The sequence below is a fragment of the Streptomyces sp. CA-278952 genome (assembly GCF_028747205.1).
Classification (GTDB): Bacteria; Actinomycetota; Actinomycetes; order Streptomycetales; family Streptomycetaceae; genus Streptomyces.
Genome location: NZ_CP112880.1, coordinates 7,521,306 through 7,545,092, shown reverse-complemented (window position 1 = coordinate 7,545,092; position 23,787 = coordinate 7,521,306). Strand labels below are relative to the sequence as shown.

22 protein-coding genes and 1 pseudogene are annotated in these 23,787 nt (G+C 72.8%); 8 read left to right on the top strand and 15 right to left on the bottom strand.

Features of this window, described 5'->3' with window-relative positions; all coding sequences use genetic code 11:
- Positions 1–47: 47 nt before the first annotated feature.
- From N7925_RS33040 to N7925_RS33015, 6 genes are all read left to right on the top strand, one after another.
- A complete protein-coding gene (locus N7925_RS33040) occupies positions 48–266 on the top strand; it encodes a Trm112 family protein (protein WP_007453982.1) in 219 nt (72 codons plus the stop codon).
- Positions 263–1,033 (top strand): FkbM family methyltransferase, encoded by a 771-nt coding sequence (locus N7925_RS33035; RefSeq protein ID WP_274346049.1) that lies wholly within the window; start codon positions 263–265, stop codon positions 1,031–1,033. The genes N7925_RS33040 and N7925_RS33035 overlap by 4 nt, the downstream gene beginning before the upstream one ends.
- A gap of 48 nt (positions 1,034–1,081) precedes the next feature.
- Positions 1,082–1,813, top strand: a complete 732-nt coding sequence (locus N7925_RS33030) for a GntR family transcriptional regulator (RefSeq protein WP_274346048.1) — start codon at positions 1,082–1,084, stop codon at positions 1,811–1,813.
- A gap of 196 nt (positions 1,814–2,009) precedes the next feature.
- Complete coding sequence (locus N7925_RS33025) at positions 2,010–3,329, top strand: amidohydrolase family protein (RefSeq protein WP_274346047.1); 1,320 nt, start codon at positions 2,010–2,012, stop codon at positions 3,327–3,329.
- Between the two features lie 89 nt (positions 3,330–3,418).
- Positions 3,419–4,801, top strand: coding sequence for an amidohydrolase family protein (locus N7925_RS33020; protein WP_274346046.1), 1,383 nt, complete (start codon positions 3,419–3,421; stop codon positions 4,799–4,801).
- 100 nt (positions 4,802–4,901) lie between these two features.
- The gene (locus tag N7925_RS33015) at positions 4,902–5,663 is read left to right on the top strand and encodes an IclR family transcriptional regulator (protein WP_274346045.1); all 762 of its coding nucleotides are present in this window, start codon (positions 4,902–4,904) and stop codon (positions 5,661–5,663) included.
- 61 nt (positions 5,664–5,724) lie between these two features.
- On the opposite strand, the gene N7925_RS33010 is transcribed toward N7925_RS33015, so the two are convergent.
- The 7 genes from N7925_RS33010 to N7925_RS32980 all read right to left on the bottom strand — a co-directional run bounded on the left by N7925_RS33010 (position 5,725) and on the right by N7925_RS32980 (position 14,696).
- Positions 5,725–7,464 carry an acyl-CoA dehydrogenase family protein gene (locus tag N7925_RS33010; RefSeq protein ID WP_274346044.1) on the bottom strand — a complete coding sequence of 580 codons (1,740 nt, stop codon included), beginning with the start codon at positions 7,462–7,464 and terminating at the stop codon, positions 5,725–5,727.
- A 63-nt stretch (positions 7,465–7,527) separates the two neighbouring features.
- Complete coding sequence (locus N7925_RS33005) at positions 7,528–8,094, bottom strand: PadR family transcriptional regulator (protein ID WP_274346043.1); 567 nt, start codon at positions 8,092–8,094, stop codon at positions 7,528–7,530.
- Between the two features lie 62 nt (positions 8,095–8,156).
- Positions 8,157–9,452: a cation:proton antiporter gene (locus N7925_RS33000; protein ID WP_265603186.1), complete on the bottom strand. Its 1,296-nt coding sequence runs from the start codon at positions 9,450–9,452 to the stop codon at positions 8,157–8,159.
- A 27-nt stretch (positions 9,453–9,479) separates the two neighbouring features.
- Positions 9,480–11,513 (bottom strand): CocE/NonD family hydrolase, encoded by a 2,034-nt coding sequence (locus N7925_RS32995; RefSeq protein WP_274346042.1) that lies wholly within the window; start codon positions 11,511–11,513, stop codon positions 9,480–9,482.
- A 56-nt stretch (positions 11,514–11,569) separates the two neighbouring features.
- The gene (locus tag N7925_RS32990; RefSeq protein ID WP_274346041.1) at positions 11,570–12,886 is read right to left on the bottom strand and encodes an ATP-grasp domain-containing protein; all 1,317 of its coding nucleotides are present in this window, start codon (positions 12,884–12,886) and stop codon (positions 11,570–11,572) included.
- Between the two features lie 129 nt (positions 12,887–13,015).
- Complete coding sequence (locus N7925_RS32985; RefSeq protein ID WP_443032304.1) at positions 13,016–13,744, bottom strand: GAF and ANTAR domain-containing protein; 729 nt, start codon at positions 13,742–13,744, stop codon at positions 13,016–13,018.
- A 475-nt stretch (positions 13,745–14,219) separates the two neighbouring features.
- The gene (locus N7925_RS32980; RefSeq protein WP_265603182.1) at positions 14,220–14,696 is read right to left on the bottom strand and encodes an STAS domain-containing protein; all 477 of its coding nucleotides are present in this window, start codon (positions 14,694–14,696) and stop codon (positions 14,220–14,222) included.
- Positions 14,697–14,891: 195 nt separating this feature from the next.
- On the opposite strand from N7925_RS32980, the gene N7925_RS32975 reads away from it, so the two are divergent.
- Entirely contained in the window at positions 14,892–15,629 is a 738-nt protein-coding gene (locus tag N7925_RS32975) for a GAF and ANTAR domain-containing protein (RefSeq protein WP_265603181.1), read from the top strand.
- A gap of 307 nt (positions 15,630–15,936) precedes the next feature.
- Here N7925_RS32975 and N7925_RS32970 read toward each other — a convergent pair whose 3' ends face one another.
- The 4 genes from N7925_RS32970 to N7925_RS32955 are packed head-to-tail and all read right to left on the bottom strand — an operon-like array spanning position 15,937 to position 18,197.
- Positions 15,937–16,968 carry an iron-containing redox enzyme family protein gene (locus tag N7925_RS32970; RefSeq protein WP_274346039.1) on the bottom strand — a complete coding sequence of 344 codons (1,032 nt, stop codon included), beginning with the start codon at positions 16,966–16,968 and terminating at the stop codon, positions 15,937–15,939.
- Entirely contained in the window at positions 16,965–17,198 is a 234-nt protein-coding gene (locus N7925_RS32965) for a CDGSH iron-sulfur domain-containing protein (RefSeq protein WP_274346038.1), read from the bottom strand. Before N7925_RS32965 ends, N7925_RS32970 begins: the two co-directional genes overlap by 4 nt.
- 13 nt (positions 17,199–17,211) lie before the next feature.
- Entirely contained in the window at positions 17,212–17,931 is a 720-nt protein-coding gene (locus tag N7925_RS32960) for a HemK2/MTQ2 family protein methyltransferase (RefSeq protein ID WP_265603178.1), read from the bottom strand.
- Positions 17,932–17,972: 41 nt separating this feature from the next.
- A complete protein-coding gene (locus N7925_RS32955; RefSeq protein WP_274346037.1) occupies positions 17,973–18,197 on the bottom strand; it encodes a hypothetical protein in 225 nt (74 codons plus the stop codon).
- A gap of 218 nt (positions 18,198–18,415) precedes the next feature.
- On the opposite strand from N7925_RS32955, the pseudogene N7925_RS32950 reads away from it, so the two are divergent.
- Positions 18,416–18,589 (top strand): annotated as a pseudogene (locus N7925_RS32950) (DNA alkylation repair protein); the annotation flags it as partial.
- 185 nt (positions 18,590–18,774) lie between these two features.
- On the opposite strand, the gene N7925_RS32945 reads toward N7925_RS32950, so the two are convergent.
- The 4 genes from N7925_RS32945 to N7925_RS32930 are packed head-to-tail and all read right to left on the bottom strand — an operon-like array spanning position 18,775 to position 23,642.
- Positions 18,775–19,932: an XdhC family protein gene (locus N7925_RS32945; protein WP_274346036.1), complete on the bottom strand. Its 1,158-nt coding sequence runs from the start codon at positions 19,930–19,932 to the stop codon at positions 18,775–18,777.
- Positions 19,925–22,078, bottom strand: a complete 2,154-nt coding sequence (locus N7925_RS32940; RefSeq protein ID WP_274346035.1) for a xanthine dehydrogenase family protein molybdopterin-binding subunit — start codon at positions 22,076–22,078, stop codon at positions 19,925–19,927. Before N7925_RS32940 ends, N7925_RS32945 begins: the two co-directional genes overlap by 8 nt.
- Positions 22,075–23,067 carry an FAD binding domain-containing protein gene (locus N7925_RS32935; protein ID WP_265603174.1) on the bottom strand — a complete coding sequence of 331 codons (993 nt, stop codon included), beginning with the start codon at positions 23,065–23,067 and terminating at the stop codon, positions 22,075–22,077. The genes N7925_RS32940 and N7925_RS32935 overlap by 4 nt, the downstream gene beginning before the upstream one ends.
- Entirely contained in the window at positions 23,064–23,642 is a 579-nt protein-coding gene (locus N7925_RS32930) for a 2Fe-2S iron-sulfur cluster-binding protein (RefSeq protein WP_265603173.1), read from the bottom strand. Before N7925_RS32930 ends, N7925_RS32935 begins: the two co-directional genes overlap by 4 nt.
- Positions 23,643–23,787 lie beyond the last annotated feature (145 nt).

Here is a 23,787-nt window from a genome sequence, read left to right as displayed (position 1 = left end):
CCACCATTCCCACCACTCCGACATCCCCGACATCGAGGAGCCACCCGATGAACCCCGACGACCCGCTGCTCGCCCTGCTGGCCTGCCCGCTCGACAAGGGCCCGCTGTCCCTGCTGGCCGAGGAGGAGGCGCTCTACAACCCTCGGCTGCGCCTGAGTTACCCGATCGTGGACGGCATCCCGCAGCTGCTGCCCTCATCGGGCCGGAAGGTCGGGGCGGACGACCACGAGCGCCTGCTCACCCGGCTCAAGGCCTCGGCCACGTGACCACGTTCGCCGCGGCGGTGGCGTCCCGACTGCCCGGGGGCCTCGTCGGCTCGGCCGCCGTCGCCCTGTACCCGCGCTTCGAGCCCGAGCTCCGGCGGCTCGCCGACTTCTGCCCGCCGGACGGTATCGCCGTCGACATCGGTGGCTGGTACGGCCCCTGGTCGCGGCGGCTCGCCGCCCGCTGCGCCGAGGTGGTCACCATCGAGCCCGTGCCGCACCTGGCCGCACACCTGCGCCGGACGCTGCCGTCGAACGCCCGGGTGGTCCAGGGCGCGGCGACCGACCGGGCGGGCACGGCGCGGCTGTGGTTCCCGGAGGGCGACAGCGGCGACCGGGGGGTGTCGTCGCTGGCCCGCCGCGACATCCACGCGCACTCCCTGGAGGTGCCGTCGATCACCGTCGACAGTCTGGGGCTGAGCGGGGTCGGCTTCGTGAAGATGGACGTCGACGGCGGCGAGCGGGCGGCGCTGCTCGGTGCGGCGGAGCTGCTGCGCAAGGACCGCCCGGCCGTGCTCGTCGAGCTGGAGAGCCGGCTGGGCCCGATCGCACCAGCGGTCGACCTGCTGACCGGCCAGGGCTACGCGGGCTGGCTCCTGGCGGGCCGGCGCTGGATCGCGCTCGACGGGTTCGACCTGGTGACCCACCAGGCCCGGACGGAGTACCTGGTGCACCAGGGCCTGCTGCGCCGGGCCTTCGTCCCGCACCGGGAGCGGTACATCAACTCGGTGCTCTTCCTGCCGGACGGACGGACCCCGGGCGCGGCCTGACGGACGCGAGCCCCGCGTATCCTCACCCGGGGGCATGCACGACGGAGGATGGCGTACGTGGCGGGCAGCAACGCAGGGCGGGACCGGGCACGGCCGGACGGTCCCGGGAGCGAACGGGCCGGCGCCCCGGGGCACACATCGCTCAGCGCCCGCGCACGCGACGCGGTCCGGGAGCGCATCGTCGACCGCCGCTACCCGCAGGGCGCCCGCCTCGTGGAGCGCGAGGTCGCCGAGGAACTGCGGATGTCCCGCGTCCCGGTCCGCGAGGCGCTGCGCGCCCTGGTGGGCGAAGGACTCCTGGAGCTGCTGCCGCACAGCGGGGTCCGGGTGCGGCGGATGGAGCGGGCCGACGTGGAGCACCTGTACGAGGTGTGGGAGCCGCTCGCCATACAGGCCTCCCGGCTCGCGGCCCGGCGGGTGGCGCGGTCCGCCCCGGCGGAGCCGCCCGGCGTCACCGCGCTGCGGACCTCCCTCGACCGGGCGGAGCAGGCGGCGTCCGACGACGAGGGCGCGCGCGAGGTGGCGGCCCACACCGCCTTCCACGAGGACATCGTGGCCCTGAGCGGCAACCCGATGCTGGCCCGCACCATGGAGCAGCTCAGCGGACAGCTCCAGCTGCTGTTCGGGATGCGGGAGGAACCGGAGCACATGCGGGCCCAGCACGCGGTCATGTTCCGGTACATCGCGACGGGCGACGAGGAGTCCGCGGCGGCGAGCACGCTGCTGCACGTACGGGACAGCCGGGCCGTGGCTCTGCGTTCTCTGTTCGACGACGCCTAGTTTTGTATACCGATGGAGCTCCCTTACAGGGGGGCTCCTCGCGCATCCGCCCCGCATTCACCTGATACGCCGTAGACCTGCACGTTTTCCGCACGCACACAGAGCGGAATCACTCCTTCCCAGACCGTCGACCATCCTGGTATACAAAGTGCTTCATGTTCGCGCTTCCGCTTGCCGCGGCCGAAGGAGCCTCCCCATGTGCGTCGACAACACCCCGCCCCCCTCCGGCCGGCTGACCCGGCGCGGTGTCCTCGCGGGCGCCGCGGCCCTGGCCGGGACCTCCGCCGTCCTGACCCAGGCCGCTCCCGATGCGTCGGCCGCGTCCCGCGGTTCGTCGGGCCGGGGTTCGTCGGGTCGGGGTTTGTCGGGTCGGGGCGGCGATCTGGTCGTGGACGGCGGCAGGCTGCTCGACCCGCTGACGGGCGAGGTCACCGAGGACGCGGTGGTGGTGATCATCGGGGGCGTCGTCCGGGCGGCCGCGCCCCGGGGCCGCCTCGGGACGCGGCCCCCTTCCGGCGTACCGGTGCTGCGGGCCCACGGGCAGTGGATCCTGCCCGGTCTGGTGGACGCCCATATCCACCTCAGCACGGCCGCCGAGGCGCGCGACGCGGTCCTCAAGGGCGCGACCAGCGCGCGCAGCGGTTCGACCAACTTCTACCAGGACGTCGCCGTACGGGAGTTGGCCCGCCAGGCGCCGGAGCGGGCGCCCCGGCTCCGGGCCGCGGGAATCTTCGTCACCCCGGACCTCGGCGACACGATCCTCGCCGACCCGGACCTCGCGCCGCTCGCCCGGCTGCGCGACGGGGTGCGCTCGACCGAGGCACTGCGCCGGGTGGTCGAGGTCAACCTCGCACGGGGGGCAGACACCATCAAGACCCGGGTGAACGAGCGTGCCGGGCTGCCCGAACAGGATCCGCTCGTCCAGGTCTACGACCACGAGCAGCTGTCCACGATCGTGGCGGCGGCGCGGCGCGGCGGAAAGGGGGTGCTCTGCCACAGCTACAGCGAGAAGGGCTGCCACGACGCGGTCACGGCCGGGGTCCGGTCCCTGGAGCACGGGGCGTTCGTCGGCGAGCGCACTCTGCGCGAAATGCGCCGCAGGGGAACGTACTTCACGCCGACGCTCACCGCCATCGCCGGGCTGGCGGAGTCCACGGACCCGGTCCTGGCGGAACGCGGCCGCACCTATCTCCCCGTCCTGAAGCGGGCGGTGCTCGCGGCGCACGAGCTGGGCGTCCCCCTCGCCGCGGGCACCGACTCCTCGGGCGGAACGGTCGACCCGATCGGCCGCGAGGTGGAGCTGATGCATGCGGCCGGGCTCTCCGCCCTGGACGCGATCCGCACGGCGACCACGGGCGCCGCGAGGCTCCTCGGGTTCGACTCCACGGCCGGCCGCCTGGCGCGGGGCTTCGCGGGTGACGTCCTGGTGGTGGACGGCGACCCGTTGGCCGACCTCGGCGTGCTGAGCCGCCCGGCGCGCGTGGTGCGGGCAGGGTTCCCCGTACCGGCCGTCTGACCGCGCCCGCACGCTCGGCCGCCCGGCAGCTCCCGCGTTCTTCCTTCCCCTTCTGCCGCTCTCCCCGACCCACCTCCGAAGGAGCCACGATGCACGCCGATTCCACCGCCTCCCCCACCGCCGGTCCCTCCCGGCGCTCCGTGCTGGCCGGCGCCGTCGCCCTCGCCGGCACCACCGCCGCCATCAACGCGCCGGGGGCCGAGGCCGCCGCCGCGCCCCGGCCCGGCGGAACGTCGTCGCCCGCCGCCGACCGGATCACGGAGCAGCCGCGCCGCACGGGCGGTCACGCGCGCGCCACGGTGTTCAAGAACGTGCGGCCCTACGGGGCGACGACGCCCGTCGACCTCACCGTCGTCGACGGCGTCATCTCCGCGGAGCCCGCGCCGCGCGGCGCCGAGGTCGTCGACTGCAAGGGGAGGATCGCGCTGCCGACCCTGGTCGACGCACACATCCATCCCGACAAGACGGCTTGGGGCGAGCCCTGGGTGACGCGGAATCCGGCGGGCTCCATCGCCGAGTACACGACCGAGGACGTGAAGCTCTACCACGCGTTGCGGACTCCCCTGAAGGAGCGGGCGGGGCACCTGATGGGCCACGCCGTCACCCAGGGCACCCGCGCGATGCGGGCCCATGTCGACGTCGCTCCCGCCTACGACCTGGCGGGCGTCGAGGGCGTCGGGTCCGCCCGCAGGGCCCTGCGACACGCGCTCGACGTGGAGATCGTCGCGTTTCCGCAGCACGGGGTGATCCGCACGCCGGGCACCGAGGAGCTGCTGGAGGAGGCGGCGCGCACCGGGGCGATCGACCGGGTCGGCGGCATCGACCCGATCGGGTTCGACGAGGCGCTCGACCAACAGCTCGACGTGGTCTTCGGCATCGCCGACCGGCATTCCGTGGGCGTCGACATCCATCTGCACGAGCGGGCCGCGACGGGGCTGGAGTCGCTGCGCGCGATCATCGACCGCACCCGGGCGCTTTCGTTGCAGGGCAAGGTGACCGTCAGCCATGTCTTCTGCGTGCCCGGACTGCCCGAGCGGGAGCTCGACCGGCTGGCGGCGGACCTGGCGGACGCCGGGATCTCCCTGACGACCGTCGCTCCCTCGTCGGACCTGGTGCTGCCGATCGGCCGGCTGCGCGAGCACGGGGTCCACGTGGGCCTCGGCTCGGACGGCGTACGGGACTCGTGGAGTCCGTTCGGCAACGCGGACATGCTGCACCGCTCGCACCTGCTGGCCCAGGTGCAGGACGCGCGCCTCGACGAGGAGCTGGAGGCGGCCTTCCGCTCGGGGGCCGACGGCGGTGCCCGACTCCTGGGGCTGCCGGAGGCGGACCTCAGGCCCGGTTCGCCGGCCGACTTCCTGCTGGTGCGCGGGGAGTGCCTCCCGCAAGTCGTGGTCGACCTGCCGCGGCGCGAGATGGTGGTGCGCGGCGGACGGATCGTCGCCCGGGACGGCGAGCTCGTCGGTCACTGACCGCCCCCCGTCCGGGCTTTCAGCTCGGCTGCGCCTCCTCGGCGTTCCCGCCCTCCGGAGCGGCCTTGCCGCTCCCCCGAACCGGGTCCATGCTGGTGCCATGGGTGACCAGGCCGGCCCCGAGCCGGGGGTGTCCGTCCGGCAGGACCTCCGGTTGCTGGAGGCCGCCGCGGCGCACCGGGACGGCGCCCCGGTGCGGCAGCTGGCCCAGGATGCGGGCCTGCCCGAACCCATCGCCCGGCGCCTCCTGCACGAGCTCACCCGGGACGGCTATCTGCACGAGCTGAACGACGACGCGTTCACCCTCCGTGAGCGCGACTCGCTGCGCCACTCCGCCGTCGACGGCCAGGCCCTGCGGGAGCACATCCGCCCGCTGCTGTCGTCGCTGCGCGACAGTGTGTCCGCCGCCGTCTATCTGACGTTGTACGACGAGGGGGAGATCCGGGTCCTGGAGATCGTCGACAGCCCGCATGCCCCGCGGGTGGACCTGTGGGTGGGCTTCCACGACGCCGGACACGCCACCGCGCTCGGCAAGAGCGTGCTCCGCGAGCTGGACGAGGAGACCCGCGCCAACTACCTCTCCCGGCACTCGCTGGCCGACCTCACCCCCCGCACCATCACCTCCCGCGAGGATCTGCTGCGGCAGCTCGACTCCACTCCCGCGGGCCCGCTCTCACTGGACCGGGGGGAGTACGCGCCGGGCACGACGTGCGCGGCGGCTCCTGTGTACAGCGGTGACCAGGTCGGGGCGATCGGCATCTCGTTCCGGTCGGACCGGATGTACCGGACCACCGAGGTCAGGGCGCGGTTGCTGGAGTCGGCGCTGCGCGTCACACGGCGGCTGACCCTTCCGGGGTTCTGACGGCCCCACGCCGGGCGGGGCCGAGCCGGTGGCGATGCCCGTCCCGGTCGTCCGCGCCGGGCTACTCCGCCATCTCGTACGCCCCCGACAGCGCCTCGACGCGCTCCCAGATCCGCGCCGAACGGGCCGCGTCGACGACGGGACGGCGTACCGCTCCGAGAGCCCAGCGCTGCTGGTCCTCGGTGGCGGAGTCCTTGCCGTGCAGGTCGACGGCGTGTGCCGAGAAGTCGCGTACGAGCACGGCGAACAGTTCGTCGAGCAGCTCCTCGTCCAGGCCGGTCAGGCGGGCCTGCTCCAGGATCAGCTGGCCGTGGACGACGAGCGCGAACAGCTGGCCGACGGCGAGGAGGAGGTCGAGGTCGCGGCTCTGCTCCTCGTCGGGGGCGGCCGTCTCGACGAAGGCGCACAGGGCGTCCGCCTGCTCGCGGAAGCGGACCACGTTCGGCACCTCGGCGTACGCGTCGAACGCGGGGCGCCAGTCGTGGAAGCGTACGGAGCCGAGGCCGCGCGCGGGACCCTGCCGGAAGAGGAACGCGTCGTCGGAGGCGTCCAGGCGCGTCGGGACGGCCGGGAAGCCGACCGGGTCCAGCAGGTGGTTGCGCAGGAACTTCAGGATCAGCGCGAGGTTCACGTGGACCGTGCCCTCCAGCTTCGGCAGGCTCCGGATCTCTACGGCGGCCTGGGCGAAGTAGGTGTCCTTCTCGAAGCCCTTGGCGGCGATGACGTCCCACATGAGGTCGATGACCTTCTCGCCCTCCGTGGTCACCTTCATCTTCGTCATCGGGTTGAAGAGCAGGTAGCGGCGGTCCTCGGGCCCGGCGGAGCGGAAGTAGTCGACGGCGCGGTCGCTGAACAGCTTCATCCCGACGAGCCGGACGTAGGCGTCGGTCAGCTCGCGGCGCACGTGCGGGAAGGCGGTGACGGGGCGGCCGTAGAGGATGCGGTTGCTCGCGTGGGTGACGGCCTCGTACATCGCGTGCTCGCAGATGCCGATGGAGGCGGTGCAGAGGTTGAACTTGCCGACGTTGACGGTGTTGAGCGCGGCGTCGAACGCGGCTCGGCCGGTGTGCAGGATGTCGGCGGGGGCCACCGGGTAGCCGGCGAGGCGGAACTCGCTGACGTACTTGGAGGAGTCGACGACGTTCTTCACCAGGTGGTATGCCTCGTGGCGGCTGTCGGCGGCGAAGAATACGTAACCGTCGGGACCTTCGACGTCCGTGCGCCGGCCGAAGACGGAGACGAGACCGGCGGCGTTGCCGTTGCCGATGTAGTACTTGGAGCCGGAGGCCCGGAAGCCGCCGTCGACCTCGCTGTCCGGCTCCAGCAGCATGTCGGTGGAGTAGATGTCGGCGCCGTGGGTCTTCTCGGAGAGACCAAAGGCGAACACCTCGCCCCGGGAGAGGAGTTGGGCCGCCCGGTCGCGGGCGGCGGCGTTGTCGCTCTGCCAGACCGGGCCGAGGCCGAGGATGGTCACCTGCCAGGCGTACCAGTAGTCCAGACCGTAGAACCCGAAGATCTCGTTGAGTGCGGCGATCCGGGCGGTGTCCCAGCGCTGGTCCGCCTCCGCCCCGTCCACCGCGGCGGAGGCGTGGGTCAGGAAGGTGGCGAACAGCCCCTCCTTCGCGGAGAAGGCGAGGAAGTCGCCCAGCCAGGCGCGGGAGCGGTAGTCCTCGATCAGCCGGCGCTTGCCCCGCTCCTCGAACCAGTCGACGGTGGCGCGCAGCAGCCTGCGGGTCTCCGGGTCGAAGTGCTGGGGGTCGTAGGTACGCGGGTTGAACAGCAAGGACGCGGACTCAGCCATGGCGGTGCCTTCCGGGGAGGGTGGGGGTCGTGGTGGTTACGGAGGTGGCGGCCCGGGCGCCGGTCAGGCGTCCGGCTCCGAGGCCGCGAGCCGGTTGAGGGTGTCGAGTACATCGTCGAGCCAGGCGATCGTCATGCGCTCGTACGCGACGCCGCCGCGCAGCACGACGTGCTGGAGCTCCTGCCCCACGTCCAAGGGCGCGGGGGCGTCGGGCCCGGTGAAGTCGCGCACTTCCCCGGCGAGGTAGTGCGCGAGCCGGTCCCGGTGCACCTGGTGGTGCCGCTCGACCTCGCGGATCAGGGCGGCCGGGTCGTCGAAGGCCGCCCCCCGGATCTTCACCGCGAGGTCGTGCCGGAGGCTCTCCGGTTCGATCGGCTTGTGCAGCCACGCGGCGAGGGCCGCGCGGCCGGGCCCGGTCACGGAGTACTCCTTCTTGTCCGGCCGGCCCTGCTGCTCCACGTCGCGGACGAGGAGCAGGCCGTCGGCCACCATGCGCGCCAGCACGCGGTAGATCTGCTGGTGGGTGGCGGTCCAGAAGTACCCGATGGACCGTTCGAACCGCCGGGCAAGCTCATAGCCGGAGCCGGGCTTCTCCAGCAGGGAGACGAGGATCGCGTGGTCGAGGGCCATACCGAGATCCTTCTATGCAACTCGTTGCATAGACAAGTCGTGGGCCCCCGGTGAGACACGGCTCACCCGGGCTCGGGGCCGGGGCCCGTGCGGGCATCGCGTCGGGAGGACTCGGCCGAGCGTCGGTCGAGGTAGGAGGTCACCGGGGCCGCCGCCACCCCGTGGACCACGACGGAGATCAGGACGGCGAAGACGACGACCGCCCACATCTCCCTCGCGTACGGCCCGAACTCGCCCTCCCCGAGGGCGTAGGCGAGATAGAAGAGCGAGCCGATGCCCCGGATCCCGAAGAAGGCGGCCGCCGCGTGCTCGTTCGGGCGGCCCGGGCCCCGCAGGAGGGCGAGCCGGCCGGCGGCCGGGCGAATGAGGAGGTGCAGCAGCACGCCGACCGCCGCCCCCCTCCAGGTGAGCGCGGCCAGGCCGCCGGAAGCGACGAAAGCGCCCACACCGAAGAGAAGAAGGGCCATCAGCAGGCGTTCGATCTGCTCCACGAACGCGTGCATCACCTGGTGGTAGCCGTGGCTGCGCTCCGACCTGCGCAGGGCACACGCGGTGGCGAACACGGCGAGGAAGCCGTACCCGTGCAGAGCCTCGGCGGCGCCGTAGGACAGGAAGGTCGCCGCCAGCGCCACGAACCCCTCCCCCTGTTCGGCGAGCCGCAGCGATCTGGCGCGGGACCGGAAGAGCACCCGCCCCAGCAGGAGGCCGATGGCGAGGCCCACGGCCACGCCCACGGAGACCCGGACGAGCACGTCGCTCCAGAGCCAGTGCGTCAGCCAGCCCCCGGTCCAGCTCTCCCCGGCGGCGGCCAGGGCGACGGCCGCGAGAACGAACGGGAAGGCGAGGCCGTCGTTGAGTCCGGCCTCGCTCGTCAGCGCGAAGCGGACCTCGTCCTCGTCCTCCTTCTCGGCGGACGGCTCCCCCACGCGCACCTCGGAGGCGAGCACGGGATCCGTCGGCGCGAGGACCGCGGCCACCAGGAGTGCCGCGGACACCGGCCAGCCGAGCAGCGCCCAGACGGCCAGCGCGGTCGCCCCGATCGTCAGCGGCATCGCCAGTCCGAGCAGTCGCCAGGTGGCGGCCCAGGGCCGCCACCCGAAGGGACGGTTGATGGCCAGGCCCGCTCCCATCAGCGAGACGATCACGCAGAGCTCGGTGAGGTGGTGCGCCCAGACGCGGTCGGCGACCGGGTCGACCGCGGGCAGCGGCAGCGGTGTCAGGTAGAGGAGCACTCCGGCGGCGAGGAAGACGATCGGCACGGAGACCGGCAGGCGGGAGAGCAGCCGGGGCAGCGCCGCGGCGAGGAAGGCTCCGATGCCGAGGCAGGCGTACACCGCGCCTTCGGTGGTGATCGACACGTGCGGTGTCACCCTCCTGTCGTGTCGTCAGGCCAGATCGCGGGGAACGGTCTCGTTCCAGGTGCGGGAGAAGACCCGGCGGCCGTCTTCATAGCCGTCCAGGGTGGCGTCGACGATGAACTCGTCCGCGTTCGCGGTCAGGACGGTGCTCGTCTCGACCCGCACATCCCAGCCGGGCCGGGAGAACCGCATGGTCCACTCGGACCGGCCGCTCGGGGAGGTGAAGTCGTCGGCCACGGAGGTGTACCTCTCGCACGCCCGCAGCCCCACCTCGATGCCGTTCTCCTCGTACCGCTGCGTTCCTCGGTCCTTCACGATGTCGAGGGCCGAGTGGTAGTCCACCAGGCTCCTGGAGACGTTCCAGGCCTGCTCGGGTTCGGTCAGCCGGGTGACGGGCGGCGGTCGGCACCCCTCCGGCTCCTCGAAGTCCGCCTGGGGCATGCCGTCCGCCTCCTCGGTGGGGCGTACGGGCAGAACCAGCTCGCCGCCGTCCTCGTGGACGGTGAGCAGGGCGGGCTCCGGCGCCGGCCACACCAGGGGCCAGTACGAGGTCGAGAGGGAGAGCCGGACACGGTGGCCGGGCGGGAACGCCTGCGCGACCCCGTTCAGCGGGATCCGGGCGTGACAGCGGCGGCCGGGTTCCAGCGGCCGGGGGTGCTCGTCGCTCTCGCGGTGGGTGAGGTTCAGTACGCCGTACGTGACGCGGGTGGCGCGGCCGTCCGGTGCGACGTCGGAGATCCTGGCGGTGATCTGGGCGACGGGGGCGGAGGCCGACACCTCCAGGCAGACGGACGGCGAGCCGAGGATCTCCATCCGCTCGGCGAGCGGTTCGGTCTCGAAGACCAGGGAGCCGCCGTCCTCCTCACGCTGGTCGTAGGGCAGGTCGGGGGGCGCGTTGTAGGACGCCCACTTGCCGGCGAACTGGCCGACGGAGAGCGGCGACTGGACCGTACGCGTCCGACCGTTCGGCGGTGGCTCCCGGTCGTCCGCCATCACGATGGCGGAGCCCCGCAGCGGGTACGCCGTTTCCTTGATCCGCGGTGAGGGCCAGGAGGGCTCGGCGACCCAGCGGCCGGGGCGCTCCTCGTACGACGTGGAGGGCGGGACGCTGTCCTGCATCCAGGTCCGGAGCATCGGCCCGTCCATGACCCCGTTGTCGACGCCCTTGAGCCAGTGGTCCCACCACTTGACGACTTCCTGGAGGTAACCGATGGCCGGGCCGGGCTCGCCGAGGTGCGGCAGCTTGTGGGACCAGGGGCCGATCAGCCCCTTGCGGGGGACGTCCACGTTGGCCAGGAGCCGGGTGACGGCGTTGGAGTACCCGTCGGCCCAGCCGCTGGAGGCGAGGACGGGGCACCGCAGCCGGGCGTAGTCCTCGTTGAGCGAGGCGTGCTGCCAGTAGGCGTCGCGGTGCGGGTGGCGGAGCCATTCGAGGACCCAGGGCCGGGCGGCTTCCAGCCGTTCCCGCCACATGTCGCGCCACCGCTCCCCGACCACTTCGGGGTCGGGCGGGCAGGTGGCGTACGCGAACATCGTGCCGGCCTCGGCCAGGTTGTCGGAGAGCATGGCGCCACCGAGGTAGTGCATGTCGTCCGCGTACCGGTTGTCGGTGAACGAGGCGATGACGATGGCCTTCAGGCTCTCGGGCCGCCGGGCCGCCGTCTGGAGGGCGGCGAAGGCGCCCCAGGAGATGCCCATCATGCCGGTCTTCCCGTCGCACCAGGGCTGTGCGGCGACCCAGGCCAGCACCTCTTCGGTGTCGCGCTGCTCCCGCTCCAGGTACTCGTCCAGGAGCACGCCCTCCGACTCGCCCGTCCCCCGCAGGTCCACGCGTACACAGGCGTAGCCGTGGCCCGCGATGTACGGGTGATGGATCGCGTCACGGGTCGAGGTGAGGTCGTTCTTGCGGTAGGGGATGCACTCCACGACCGCGGGGACCGGCTCCCCGTCGGACGAGGCGGGCCGCCAGATCCTGGCCGACAGGCGCACCCCGTCCGTCATGGTGATGGTGACGTGCTTCTCTTCCCCCGTTTCGTACGGGAGTTGCTCGACGTATCGCATACGGACAGCGGCTTCCTTCCTGACGTCGGGTCCGGTGGGGGCGGGTACCCGGGGCGTCACGAAGAATTCCGGCCGCGCCCGCCCGGCTCCGTCTCGTCGAAACTCAGACCGAGGGCTGCGACGCACGCGTCGAACTTGCGGCGCAGGTCGTTCTCGTCGTCGCCGCCGGTGAAGATGTGGGCGACCTCGTAGCTGTAGCTGTCCTGGCCCTTGACCGAGGAGAGTCGCTGGCCCTCGGAGGGGACCATGTCGATGTGGACACCCGGGATCTCCCGCTCGATGGCGGCGATCTCCTCGGCGGTGGGTACCTGGTGGACGCGCCCTTCGCCGAACCAGCGGTAGTACCACTTGGCGGCCACCCTGTAGCGGCCTCCGCCGGGCGGCAGGGCCGGGTCGCCGCCCAGGGCGAGCCGGAACATCCGATGGTGGTTGGGCACACCGTCGACGAACGCGAACAACTCCGCGTGCGACTGGGAGTGCCGGGGGTTGATCTCCAGCAGGCTGATGTCGGCGGTCTTCGGGTCGTAGAAGTACTCGATGCTGAAGGTCGCCGCGTCCATGCCGATCTGTCGCATGGTGCGTTCGCTGACCTCGTGCAGCCGCTGGATCACCGGGGCCGGGAGGGCGCTGGGGTACTGGTGGCGCAGGAACGACGAGGAGTCGGGGTAGTTGATCGAATCGAGCACGCCGTAGACGGTGACCTCGCCCTGGTGCACATATCCCTCGACGGCCACCTGGATACCGGTCATGGCCTCCTCGGCCAGACAGACCTGCCCGCCGACTCCCGCCATCTCCGGCGGCAGTTCCAGAAGATCGAGTACGGCTTCGAAGGGCTTCCCCACCCGGGCTATCCCGCCGCGTATCTCCTTGACCGCCGTCCGGAATTCCGTCATGTCCGAGACGCCGAACGCCAGCTCGGAGGAGTAGGACAGAGCGGGCTTGAGCCACATGGGGAAGGTCACGCCGTCCGGTGGTCGCGGATCGTCGCTCTGCAGATCCACCCGGCCGAAGCGGGGGTGTTCGTCGATGACCTTCTGCTGCTCCAGCCGGCTCCAGTACTTGTGCTCACACTTGACCACGGACTCCAGGCCGGTACTGGTCGTGCCGTACTCCCTGCTCAGCATGGGTACGAGGGTGCTCACGGGGAAGTCCCAGTAGCCGACGATCGCGTCGATGTCCCCCTCATGCGCGTCGAGCACGGCACGTGCGCGGGTCATCAGCTCGTCGACGGTGTGGCTCTCCTCCTGCAACTCCTTGATGCTGAGCAGCGGATGGAGACGGTGGCCGTCGGCGTCCGGAACAGCCTCCAGGGTCCGCAGATTCGCCTCGTCCATTCCGATGACGAAGATGTTCTTGCGGCGATCTCGGGGCACAGGATCTCCTTTCGTACAGGTCGTCCGGGATCTGCGCCGTCTACCCCTGCGCGCGAGTTCAAACGCGCTGCACCGAACAGGGGGCCGAAATGGTCCGCTTCGGTTCGAGAATTCCGCAGCCCCGGGGATTCAGCCCCGGGGCTGGATCCGGCCCTCGGGCGGGACCTCGCCCGTGATGCTGGCGATCAACTCGGCGCAGAGTTCGCGCAGCTTGATGTTGCGATGCTGCGATGCCGTGCGCAGTACGTCGAAGGCCTTCTCCGGGGAGCAGCGTTGCTGGCCGACGACCACGCCGATCGCCTGGTCGATGACGGTGCGCGACCGCAGGGCGGCCTCCAGATCGGCGGCGAACTCCTCGGTGTCCGCGATGCGCTGGGCCAGCGCGATGGCCCCGGTGGCCTGCGCGGTGAGCAGTCTCAGCGCCGTCAGGTCGGCCGTGTCGAACGCGTGCGGGAGGGGCGCGTACAGGTTGAGGGCACCGGCCGTGTGGCTGTGGGGCGCGATGGGCAGGGACAGTGACGACCGGGCACCGCAGACCGCGGCGTAGGCGGGGTAGTCGGCCCAGCGGCTCTCCCGCAGGGTGTCCGGCACACTGACCTCGCGGCCGGTGCGCATCGCCTGGAGGCAGGGGCCGTCGTCCTGCCCGTACTGGGCCTCGTCCAGCTTCGTGGCGCTGGCCCCCACGCTGGAGACGGTGACGGGACGTCCCTTGCGCTCCACCGTGATACCGCAGCCGTCGGCCTCCTCCACCAGGGCGAGGGCGCTGCGGGCGAGTGCGTGCAGGAATTCGTCCAGCGACTTCGTCTCCAGGAGCAGCGCGGTCGTGTCCGGCGCCTCGGCCACGGGCCTGTCAGTCATGATCATCTCGTTCTGGGCGGTGACCCGCCTTCCGAAAGGGCGGGGCAGAGCTGGGCGGCACGGTCCGGGCCGCCGGGACGGGGCAGCCGCCACCTACGCACCGAGGCGCCGAGCGGGCTCCGGGCGTGGGGCGGTGGTGAGGGGGTCAGACGTCGTCGCGGGACGGCCGCCGAGTGGCGGGCGCGCCGGCCGTCGGGACAGCGGCTGTTGGCGGGACGTCTGCGGAGTGGGGCCTCGCCGCGGGTGGCCGGCCGCGGGCCGCCCGTACAGAAGCGTGCGGGGCGCCGAAAGCGCGGGTGGCCGGAGCCGAAAGGGCGGCACGGGCGCGAGGACAGAGGTTCACGGGACACTCCACGGAGGCAGGAAGAATTCTCAAGGGCCGTTTCCTGACCTCCAGCCCTTCATTATGCCCTCTCGCCCGGTGCGGACCGGCCCGGCCTGTCCGTCCGGATCAGCCCGCTCGGGGTCCGCCCCGTCAGCGCTCTCCCGGGTAGCGGGGGCGGGAGGTGTCGGCGTACGGGCCGATCGGCCGCTGCGCGGGCCTGCCGGAAGACGCCGCACTGTGCCGGTCGCCACACTTCCCGTCCGGGGACGCCTCCGACTCCGGCCGGCAGCCCCGGCTGCGTGACATCGCGCCCTGAAGGGTCGGCGCGACCCTCAGTACGCGGTGGAGACCGGCGGCGCTCAGCGCCTCGCGGGCCGTGTCGTACCCGGCCACGACCACCATCGGCACACCGCGCTCCTCGGACCGGCCGCGTACTCGCAGGAGCAGTCCCAGGGCCCGGGGGGTGAGCAGGGGGGTGCGGAGGTGCACGATGAGGGCCCAGGGACCGCAGCACGGCAGCAGGCGGACTATTTCGCGCTCGATCGTCGCCTCGTTGTCGAGGTCGACCACCGCGCCCAGTTCTACGACCAGGTGCGCGGCGTCGAGGTGATAGCTGAGCAGGAACATGAACACTCCAGGGAGGCAGGGCTGAGGGCGCGGCCGCTTCCTGACCTCCGTACGCGCCTGCCCGCTCTGCGGCGACCGACACCTGTTGTGCGCGGCGGTCCGCTGCGACAGGGGCGGTCACGCCCGGCAAGCGGCGCGGCGCGGCGGGTACAGTGCGATGCTGGTCACAGGGTTCAGGCCCGGAAGGGAGCGACCATGAGCGACGACGGAGTGCTCACTCCGAGGCCGCCGGACCTTGTCTCCCTCCTCCTGGAGACCGACACCCTGGACGAATTCCTCGGAGCCCTGGCCCGGGGGGCGCTGGACCTGTCGCCCACGGCCGAGGGCTGCGGAGTCACGCTGGAGCGTGAGAACCGCCCCCTGACCGTGGCGAGCGCGGGCACCAGCGCCCCGCTGCTGGACGAGGCCCAGTACGGGCAGGACGACGGCCCCTGCCTGCAGGCCCTGCGCGAGGGACACGAGGTCCGCGTGGAGGACATGCGCGAGGAGAGCCGGTGGAACGGCTACCCCGCCTTCGCCGTCGCCGCCGGCACCCTGTCGTCGCTGTCGCTGCCGATCGCGGCGCACTCCCACACGGCGGGCGCGCTGAATCTGTACGCGCCCAAGGAGAACGGCTTCGCCGACGCCGACCTCAGCGGGCTGCGCGCGCTCGCCGCCCAGGCGACCGGGGCCGTCGCACTGGCCCAGCGGCTCTCGGACACGCGGACCTTCACCGCCGATCTGGAGGCGGCGCTCCGGTCCCGCACGGTGATCGACCAGGCGGCCGGCATCGTCATGCACCAGCGCCGCTGCACTTCCGAGGAAGCGCTCCAGACCCTGCGCACCGCCTCGCAGCACCGCAACGTCAAGCTCCGCGACCTCTGCGCGCGACTGGTCAGCAGCGTCTCCGGCGGCCCTCCCCCCGGTGGCTCCCGCCTGCGCCCGCGTCCGTGATCCGGCCCCGCGAGGAGCCGCGGGGCAGCGGTACGGCACACGGCATGTTTGACGTTCGCTGCGGGGGTACTCCTCCCTCAGGTATCCGGCGTACGCGGATCTCAGGCGCCGAACGGTTCGGAAAGCAGCCATCGGCGCCGTCCGCCGGCTCCGGAGTCGCCACTCCTGAGGACATCTCCCGGGCGGCGCGACCGTGTGCGTTGTTCCGTGGGATCCGTGCGGGAAACGCGGTGGACGCGCTCCCGGAGAAAGAAGTGCGGGCCCCGGCTGACACACGGCTCTCGGGGCTTCACCCGACATGGGGCTCTCAGGGCTCCAGGGGTGTGCGCAGCACGGACCGCCCCTCACGCCACGCCGCCAGCAGGTGGTCCCCGAGGAGGTCTTCCAGGTGGCCGGTGGCCTCGATGCCCAGGACGACGTCCGCCGCCAGGCCGGGCTCGTCCTCCAGCAGGCCGCCGATCACCTCGTGGCGCACCACCTGTTCGTGGACCGCGTCGGCTTCCACGTGCTCGTCGTAGAACCGCTGGGCGGCGGGGCCCGCGCCCGCGCGGCGCAGCGCCTCGGCCAGTCTCCTCGACCCGGGGGGCGAGGTGATCTCCACGGTGGCGAAGTGCCCGACGAGCGCGCCGCGCAGCCGCCGGTGCAGACCGAAGAGGGACATCAGGTTGACGGTGGCCAGGGCCTGGGCGGGCGCGGCGTCGAGGTAGCGGCCGTACCGCGCGTCGAGGCCGAGGTCGGTCATCAGGTCGGCGAAGAGCTGGGCGTGGATGTCCTCGGCCCGGCCCGCTCCGAATTCGTCGAACTCGATGGCGACCATCGCCGCCTTCGCCCGGCCGTGGAGCCTGGGCACCACCCACAGGTGCGGGTCGGCTTCCTTGAGGTGGTAGAGGGAGCGCACGGCGGCGTACTCGCGCAGTTGCCACAGCTCCCCCTCCCGGCGGAGGTGGTGGCTGACGCTGTGGCCGTCGTCCCTCACGGGTTCCAGCTGGAGCGCGTCGACCGCCTGTGCCACGTCCTTCCCGCCGGGGCCGCTGTCGCGGCGCAGCGCGTCGAGGAAGACGTCCTCGGCCGCCGCGCGCACCGCGAGCAGGGCGGGATCCCATTCCAGGCGCTCGTCCACGCCCGCGAAGCCCCGGTAGTGGAGTTCGTACAGGACGTAGAGGAGCAGCTGGAGGTCGTCCCCGTACGGGTCGGAGCGGCGGACCGCACCGGCTTCGGGCAGAGGGGCTCCGCCGCCCGCCAGCACGGCGAGGACGCTCTCGCTCAGGGGGCCGCGCGCCCGGGGAAGTCCGGGAGGCGCCACGGGGCTCCTGTGGATGGTGATGTCCGGGGTCGTCACGGTCGGGACTCCTCCTCGCCCTCCTGGGGCTGTCGGCCGCCGGGCGGGGCCCCGGCGGGCCCGGCCGGCTTGCGGCGGCGGTGGCTGGTGTCGCACCACGGTTGGGTGCGGCTGCGGCGGCAGGTGCAGATGGCGACGGTGAAGCGGTCGGACCGGGTCGTCGTACCGTCGTCGCCCACGACCTCGACCGGCCCTTCCACGAGGATCGGGCCTTCCCGGTTCACCACCACGCGGCGGGGCGTCTCATTCCTTCCGGGCACGGATCACCACCAGCTCTTCCCTGTCCAGACGGTCCCGCAGCAGTCCCTTGTCCCGCAGCCAGGCGGCCCGGCCTCGGGTGACCGGCCCGAACGGGATCGTCACCCGGTCGGTCACGGTGACGTCCAGTCCGGCCGCGGTAAGCCGGCCGACCGTCTCCTCGGGGCGGCTCAGCCCCGACTGGACCAGCAGGAGCAGCCCGCCGGGGCGCAGCGCGGCGAAGGCGTCGTCACAGATGCGGTCGAGAATCACCCGCCCTTCGGGGCCCGCGTCCCAGGAGCGGCCGGGCCCGTGCCGTGGCACCGATGGGCCGGGGGCCGGAACGTACGGGGGGTTGCTGACGACGGCGTCGAACGTGCGGCCGGGCAGGGCCCCGAGCAGGTCACCCCTGCGTACGGTGACCGGCAGGCGGGCGAGCGCGGTGTTCAGCCGTGCGGACGCGACGGCCCGGCGGCTGATGTCCACGGCGGTGACGCGGGCGCCGAGCCGGGCGGCGTGCAGGGCCAGCGCGCCGCTCCCGGTGCAGAGGTCCAGCAGGTCCGTGCCCGGGCCGATCCCCTCGCGGCGCATGGCCAGGGCGAGGAGAAGTGTGTCGGTCTGTGGCCGGTAGACGCCGGGGAGCCGTACGACCCGGCCCGGCCGCGGAGCTTCCGCGCCCGGCCGCCGGGTCCTGCCGGGCGCGGACGGCGGGGCCTGCCGCGCCACGGGGCCGTCCTCGCCCTCGGGTACCCGAACCTCTGGCCCGTTCAACGGCCGGGACGCCCGTCGGGGCGGGCCTGCCGCTCCTGGCGGCGCGCCTCGGCCTGCCGGCGTCGGCCCTCCTCCTTGCGGTCCTGGTCGTCGAGCGCCTTGCCGTCCGATTCCGTGGCCAGTCCGCGGGCCTTCAGTACCTTGGCCCGCAAGATCCTGCGAACGTCACGCATCGAGTCCTCCTGTGCGGTCGGTGGTGGTTCCACCGTCGATCGGTTCATGTCTCCTCGTCCCCGGCGCGCACCTCAGGGTCGGCTACCTGGGCGTGTCTGTTCCCGGTGGCTCGCGCCGCTGTAGTGGAGTGACCCCGAACGGCCCTGCCAAACATCCGCCGCCCGTCGCACCGGGGACACCGGCCGTGCGCCGGAGGTCCGTCGTAGGCTGCATCCGACGTTCGGACCGGCAGGGCAACGGACGGGCGGACCTACAGGAGGCCGGGGTGGCCGCAGAGACGCCGGCCGACGCGACGGTGGCCGAGGTGATGGCCGCACTGGCCGCGCTGGAGGATCCGAGGGCGCGCGCGGTGAACGAGAAGCACGGCGACGATCACGGGGTGAACCTCGGAAAGCCGCGCGCCCTCGCGAAGCGGCTGAGGACGCGGCAGGCACTCGCGTCGCCGGGCTGCACGCCCCGTTCGCGCCCGTCTGGATCGCCGAGATGGTGCGCCGGCAGGACGCCTCCTGAGGGCACTCCACTCCTTGGCCGACGCCTCCGCGGTCCTCGGGCCCGGGCAGGGTACGTCGCCGGGGCGGAGCATCGGCAACGTCGCCGCCGCCGTCGACCGGATCCGCGGCGGACTCAGCCCCGGCTGACGGCCCGCAGGTCCCGGTGGGGCTCCTGGCGCGGTTCCCGGTGGATGGGGTCCGCGCCTCCGGTCAGGGGCAGGCCCGTGCCGCCCCGCCGGGCCGCCACGATCTCCGCGGCGATGGACAGGGCCGTCTCCTCGGGCGTACGGGCCCCGAGGTCCAGGCCGATGGGCGAACGCAGGCGGTCCAGCTCCCGGTCGCTCAGTCCTGCCTCGCGCAGTCGGCGCATGCGCTCCTCGTGGATGCGGCGCGAGCCCATCGCCCCGACGAACGCGGAGGGCATCCGCAGGGCCTCCGTGAGCAGCGGCACGTCGAACCGGGCCTCGTGCGTCAGCACGCACAGCACCGTGCGCCCGTCGGTGGGGGTGCGCCGGAGATAGCGGTGGGGCCAGTCGACGACGACCTCGTCGGCCTCGGGGAACCGGGCCCGGGTGGCGAAGACGGGACGGGCGTCGCACACCGTCACGTGGTGGCCCAGGAACTTTCCGGCCCGTACCAGCGCCGCCGCGAAGTCCACCGCGCCGAAGACGATCATGCGGGGCGGTGGCACGCTGCTCTCGACGAGCAGGGTGAGCCCGCCGGGGCAGTGCGTCCCGTCCTCGGAGAGGGTGACGGCGCCGGTGCGGCCGACGTCCAGCAGGGCCGAGGCCTCGGCCGCCGCCGTACGGTCCAGCTCCGGGCTCCCGCCGAGCCCGCCCTCGTGACCACCGTCGGCGAGGACGAGCAGCGCCCGTCCCGGGAACCCGTCCGGGCCGCTCACCACCCGGGCGAGGGCGGCCCCCGTGCCGGAGACCGCGGCGGACAGCGCGGTTTTGAGGACCGCGCGTTCCGGCGAGTCGGCGCGGACCGGCGTGACCATGATGTCGATGACCCCGCCGCAGGTCAGCCCGGCAGCGAAGGCGTCCTCGTCGCTGTAGCCGAACTGCTCGCGCACGGTCCGGCCGTCCTGGAGGGCCTGGGCGCACAGTTCGTAGACCGCGCCCTCCACGCAGCCGCCGGAGACGGAGCCGATCGCCGTCCCCTCGCTGTCGACGGCGAGGGCCGCGCCGGGCCCGCGCGGCGCGCTGCCCGCGACGGAGACGACGGTGCCGACGGCGAACTCCCGGCCCTCCGCCATCCATTGGTGCAGCTCACCGGCGATGTCAAGCATCCGCCGCTCCCCCGGCGGGGTCCGGCACCGTCGCCGCGAGGATCCGGTCGGGGCGGATCGGCAGGTCCCGGTGGCGGGCGCCGGTGGCGTGCCAGACCGCGTTGGCGACGGCCGCCGCCGCGCCCACGATGCCGATCTCCCCGATGCCCTTGATGCCGACCGGGTCGTCCGGGTCGTGGTCGTCCACCCAGTGCGCCTCGATGTCCGGGACGTCGGCGTGCGTGGCCACGTGGTAGCCGGCGAGATCGGGGGCGTAGTGACCGCCGCTGTTGCGGTCGCGGACCGCCTCCTCGTGCAGGGCCATGGAGATGCCCCAGGTCATCCCGCCGACGAGCTGGTTGCGGGCCGTGAGCGGATTGACGATGCGGCCGGCGGCGAAGACGCCCAGCATACGGCGCACCCGGACCTCACCGGTGGCGGTGTCGACGGCGACTTCGGCGAACTGCGCCCCGTAGGAGTGCCGTTCCTTCCGCGCGAGGCTCGCGAGCGCTTCGGTGGTGTCGGACCGCACCGTGATCCCTTCCGGGGGGATGCTCGTGGTCACCGCGAGCCGCTCCCGCAGCTCGGCGGCGGCGGCCGTGACCGCCCAGGCCCAGGAGCGGGTGCCCATGGAACCGCCGGCGATCATCGCGGGTCCGAAGTCGCTGTCGCCGATGCGGACCCGGACCCGTCCGGGTGTTGTCTCCAGCGCGTCGGCGGCGATCAGGGTGAGCGCGGTGCGGGCTCCGGTGCCGATGTCGGCGGCGGTGATCCGTACGGTGAACGAGTCGTCCGCCTCCGCCGTGACCAGGGCGGTGGACGGGGCGGCGCCCGCGCCGAAGGAGGCCGCCGCCGTGCCGGTGCCCAGCAGCCAGCGTCCGTCGCGGCGGGTGCCGGGACGCGGATCGCGGTCCGCCCAGCCGAACCTGCGCGCGCCCTCGCGGAAGCATGCGGCCAGATTGCGGCTGCCGAACGGCAGCCCGGAGACGGGGCCCACCTCCGGCTCGTTGCGCAGGCGCAGTTCGATCGGGTCGATACCGGCGCGTACGGCGAGCTCGTCGAGGGCCGCCTCGATGGCGAACGACCCCGGGGCCTCCCCCGGTGCGCGCATCCAGGTCGGGGACGGCACGTCGAGCCGTACGACGTGGTTGCCGGTGCGGTGCGCCTCGGCGTCGTACATCACCCGGGCGACGCCCGCGCTGGGCTCGACGAACTCGTACACCGTCGACGTCTGGTTCAGCGAGAGGTGCTCCAGGGCCAGCAGCCGGCCGTCGGGGGCCGCGCCGAGCCTGATCCGCTGGGTGGTGGGACTGCGGTAGCCGCCCAGGGTGAACGTCTGCCGCCGGGTCAGCACCACGCGCACCGGGCGGCGCAGGGCGGTGGCGGCCATCACGGCGGACACCTGGTGGGCGCGCAGGCCCTTGCTGCCGAAGCCGCCGCCTATGTGCTCGGAGCGGACCCGCACCGAGGAGGCGTCGAGCGAGAACATCATGGCCAGCTCGCTCTGGACCCAGACGGCGCCCTGATTGGAGTCGACGACCTCCAGCCGGCCGCCGTCCCAGTGGGCGGTCGCCGCGTGCGGCTCCATCATGCTGTGCTGCTCTTCGGGGGTGGTGTACCGCGCGTCCACCACATGGGTGGACGCGGCCAGCCGGTCCTCCAGGTCGCCCTTCTCCGTCTCGGCGGGCATGTGGCTCGCGGCGGGGTAGGCGTCCGGGTGGCCGGCGACGAGCGCGGTGTCGTGGGGCTCCCGCTCGTACGTCACCACGAGCGCTTCGGCGGCCTCCCGGGCCTCCTCGGAGGTCTCGGCGACGACGAGCGCGACCGGCCAGCCGGCGAACGGCACCCGGTCGTTCTGGAAGACGGCGCAGGTCGGGTCCGGCGGGGTGCCGAGCATGCCGACGTAGTCGAGGTTCAGGCGCGGGGCGTTGCCGTGGTGCAGCACGGTGAGCACGCCCGGCATGTCGAGGACCGGGGCGGTCTCCACATCGAGGATCCGGCCGCGGGTGACGGTGGACAGCACGAGCCAGCCGTGGGCCAGGTCCGGATGCGGGATCTCGCCAGCGTAGCGGGCCGCGCCGGTGACCTTGTCCCGGCCCTCGACGCGGGTGTGGGCGACGCCGACGGCTCCGCGCACGGTCCGGGGTCCCGGCGTGGTGGTCGTCATCGGGCGTCCCCTTCGGCGAGTTCGGTGAGTACGGAGACCATGAGGTTGCGCATGAGGGTCACCTTGTATCCGTTGTCGGGCAGCGGCCGGGCGGCGGCCAGTTCGGCGTCCGCCGCGGCGGCGAAGGTCGCGCCGTCGGCCGGTGCGCCGGTCAGCACGGCTTCCGCCGCACGGGCGCGCCAGGGCCGGGAGGCGACGGCTCCGAGGGCGAGCCGTGCTTCGCGTACGAGGCCGTCCTCGATGTCGAGCGCCGCGGCGACGGAGCCGATGGCGAAGGCGTACGAGGCGCGTTCGCGCACCTTGCGGTAGCGGGAGTGGGCGGCGACGGGGGCGGCGGGGAGGCTGACGTGGGTGATCAGAGCGCCGGGCGGCAGGGCGGTCTCCCGGTGCGGGGTGTCTTTGACGGGGAGGTAGAAGTCGGTGAACGGCGTCTCGCCGGGCCCGTCGGCGCTCTCGTAGGAGATCACCGCGTCGAACGCCGTCAGCGCCACGCCCATGTCTGAGGGGTGCACGGCCACGCAGTGGTCGGAGGCGCCGAGCACGGCGTGGTTGTGGTGTTCGCCGGCGACGGCGGGGCAACCGCTGCCCGGGACACGCTTGTTGCAGGGCCTCGAGACGTCGGTGAAGTAGCCGCAGCGGGTGCGCTGGAGGAGGTTGCCGCCGACGGTCGCCATGTTGCGCAGCTGCCCGGAGGCTCCGGCCAGCACGGCCTGGGACAACGCCGGGTAGTGGCGGCGGACTTCGGGGTGGGCGGCGAGATCGCTGTTGGTGACGGTCGCTCCGATGCGCAGACCGCCGTCCGCCGCGGGTTCGATCCGGTCCAGGGGGAGTTCACGGATGTCGACGAGGCGGTCGGGGCGCTCCACGCCGGACTTCATCAGGTCGACGAGGTTGGTGCCGCCGCCGAGGTACCGCGCGTCCGGGTCGGCGGCGAGGAGGGCGAGGGCACCGGTGACGTCGTGGGCGCGCTGGTAGTCGAACTCCCTCACGCGGCGGTCTCCTTCGTGGTTGCCGTCCGGTCCTCGGCGTGGGACGCGGCGGCGCGGGCGACGGCCTGGACGATCGAGACGTAGGCGCCGCAGCGGCACAGGTTGCCGCTCATGCGCTCGCGGATCTCGTCGGGCGTCAGCGGTGGCGGTCCCGCCTCGGGTCCCGGGTCGTCGGTGGCGGCGCTCGGCCAGCCGGCCGCGTGTTCCTCGATGACGGCGATGGCCGAGCAGATCTGGCCGGGTGTGCAGTAGCCGCACTGGTAGCCGTCGAGGTCGAGGAAGGCCTGCTGGACGGGGTGCAGTTCGTCGCCCTCGGCCACGCCTTCGATGGTGGTGATCTCGCGTCCCTCGGCCGCCACCGCGAGACTGAGGCAGGAGACGACGCGTCGCCGGTCGACCAGGACGGTGCAGGCGCCGCACTGTCCTTGGTCGCAGCCCTTCTTGGTGCCGGTGAGGTCGAGACGCTCGCGCAGGGCGTCGAGCAGGGTGGTGCGGTGGTCGATGGGCAGGCGGTGCTTCTCGCCGTTGATGTTCAGGGTGATCGCACTGGACGTCGACGAGGTCGCTGGGGCCATAATCAGCCTTCTCTGGTCTCTGGTGACGAGGAACCGGACCGCCGGCCGGGACCGGTCGATCCGGCGAACGGCGTACGCGACCGGCGCTAAGGTGCTCTAACCGGACTGCTGTCCGCTCACGGAAAAAACGTAACGGACAGCTGTC

What these genes read in the sequence shown, in the direction of transcription:
- N7925_RS33040 (WP_007453982.1), top strand. Translation starts at nt 48, where the DNA reads ATGAACCCCGACGACCCGCTGCTCGCCCTGCTGGCCTGCCCGCTCGAC.
- N7925_RS33030 (WP_274346048.1), top strand. Translation starts at nt 1,082, where the DNA reads ATGGCGTACGTGGCGGGCAGCAACGCAGGGCGGGACCGGGCACGGCCG.
- N7925_RS33025 (WP_274346047.1), top strand. Translation starts at nt 2,010, where the DNA reads ATGTGCGTCGACAACACCCCGCCCCCCTCCGGCCGGCTGACCCGGCGC.
- N7925_RS33020 (WP_274346046.1), top strand. Translation starts at nt 3,419, where the DNA reads ATGCACGCCGATTCCACCGCCTCCCCCACCGCCGGTCCCTCCCGGCGC.
- N7925_RS33015 (WP_274346045.1), top strand. Translation starts at nt 4,902, where the DNA reads ATGGGTGACCAGGCCGGCCCCGAGCCGGGGGTGTCCGTCCGGCAGGAC.
- N7925_RS33010 (WP_274346044.1), bottom strand. Translation starts at nt 7,464, where the DNA reads ATGGCTGAGTCCGCGTCCTTGCTGTTCAACCCGCGTACCTACGACCCC.
- N7925_RS33005 (WP_274346043.1), bottom strand. Translation starts at nt 8,094, where the DNA reads ATGGCCCTCGACCACGCGATCCTCGTCTCCCTGCTGGAGAAGCCCGGC.
- N7925_RS32995 (WP_274346042.1), bottom strand. Translation starts at nt 11,513, where the DNA reads ATGCGATACGTCGAGCAACTCCCGTACGAAACGGGGGAAGAGAAGCAC.
- N7925_RS32985 (WP_443032304.1), bottom strand. Translation starts at nt 13,744, where the DNA reads ATGACTGACAGGCCCGTGGCCGAGGCGCCGGACACGACCGCGCTGCTC.
- N7925_RS32980 (WP_265603182.1), bottom strand. Translation starts at nt 14,696, where the DNA reads ATGTTCCTGCTCAGCTATCACCTCGACGCCGCGCACCTGGTCGTAGAA.
- N7925_RS32975 (WP_265603181.1), top strand. Translation starts at nt 14,892, where the DNA reads ATGAGCGACGACGGAGTGCTCACTCCGAGGCCGCCGGACCTTGTCTCC.
- N7925_RS32955 (WP_274346037.1), bottom strand. Translation starts at nt 18,197, where the DNA reads ATGAACCGATCGACGGTGGAACCACCACCGACCGCACAGGAGGACTCG.
- N7925_RS32945 (WP_274346036.1), bottom strand. Translation starts at nt 19,932, where the DNA reads ATGCTTGACATCGCCGGTGAGCTGCACCAATGGATGGCGGAGGGCCGG.
- N7925_RS32940 (WP_274346035.1), bottom strand. Translation starts at nt 22,078, where the DNA reads ATGACGACCACCACGCCGGGACCCCGGACCGTGCGCGGAGCCGTCGGC.
- N7925_RS32930 (WP_265603173.1), bottom strand. Translation starts at nt 23,642, where the DNA reads ATGGCCCCAGCGACCTCGTCGACGTCCAGTGCGATCACCCTGAACATC.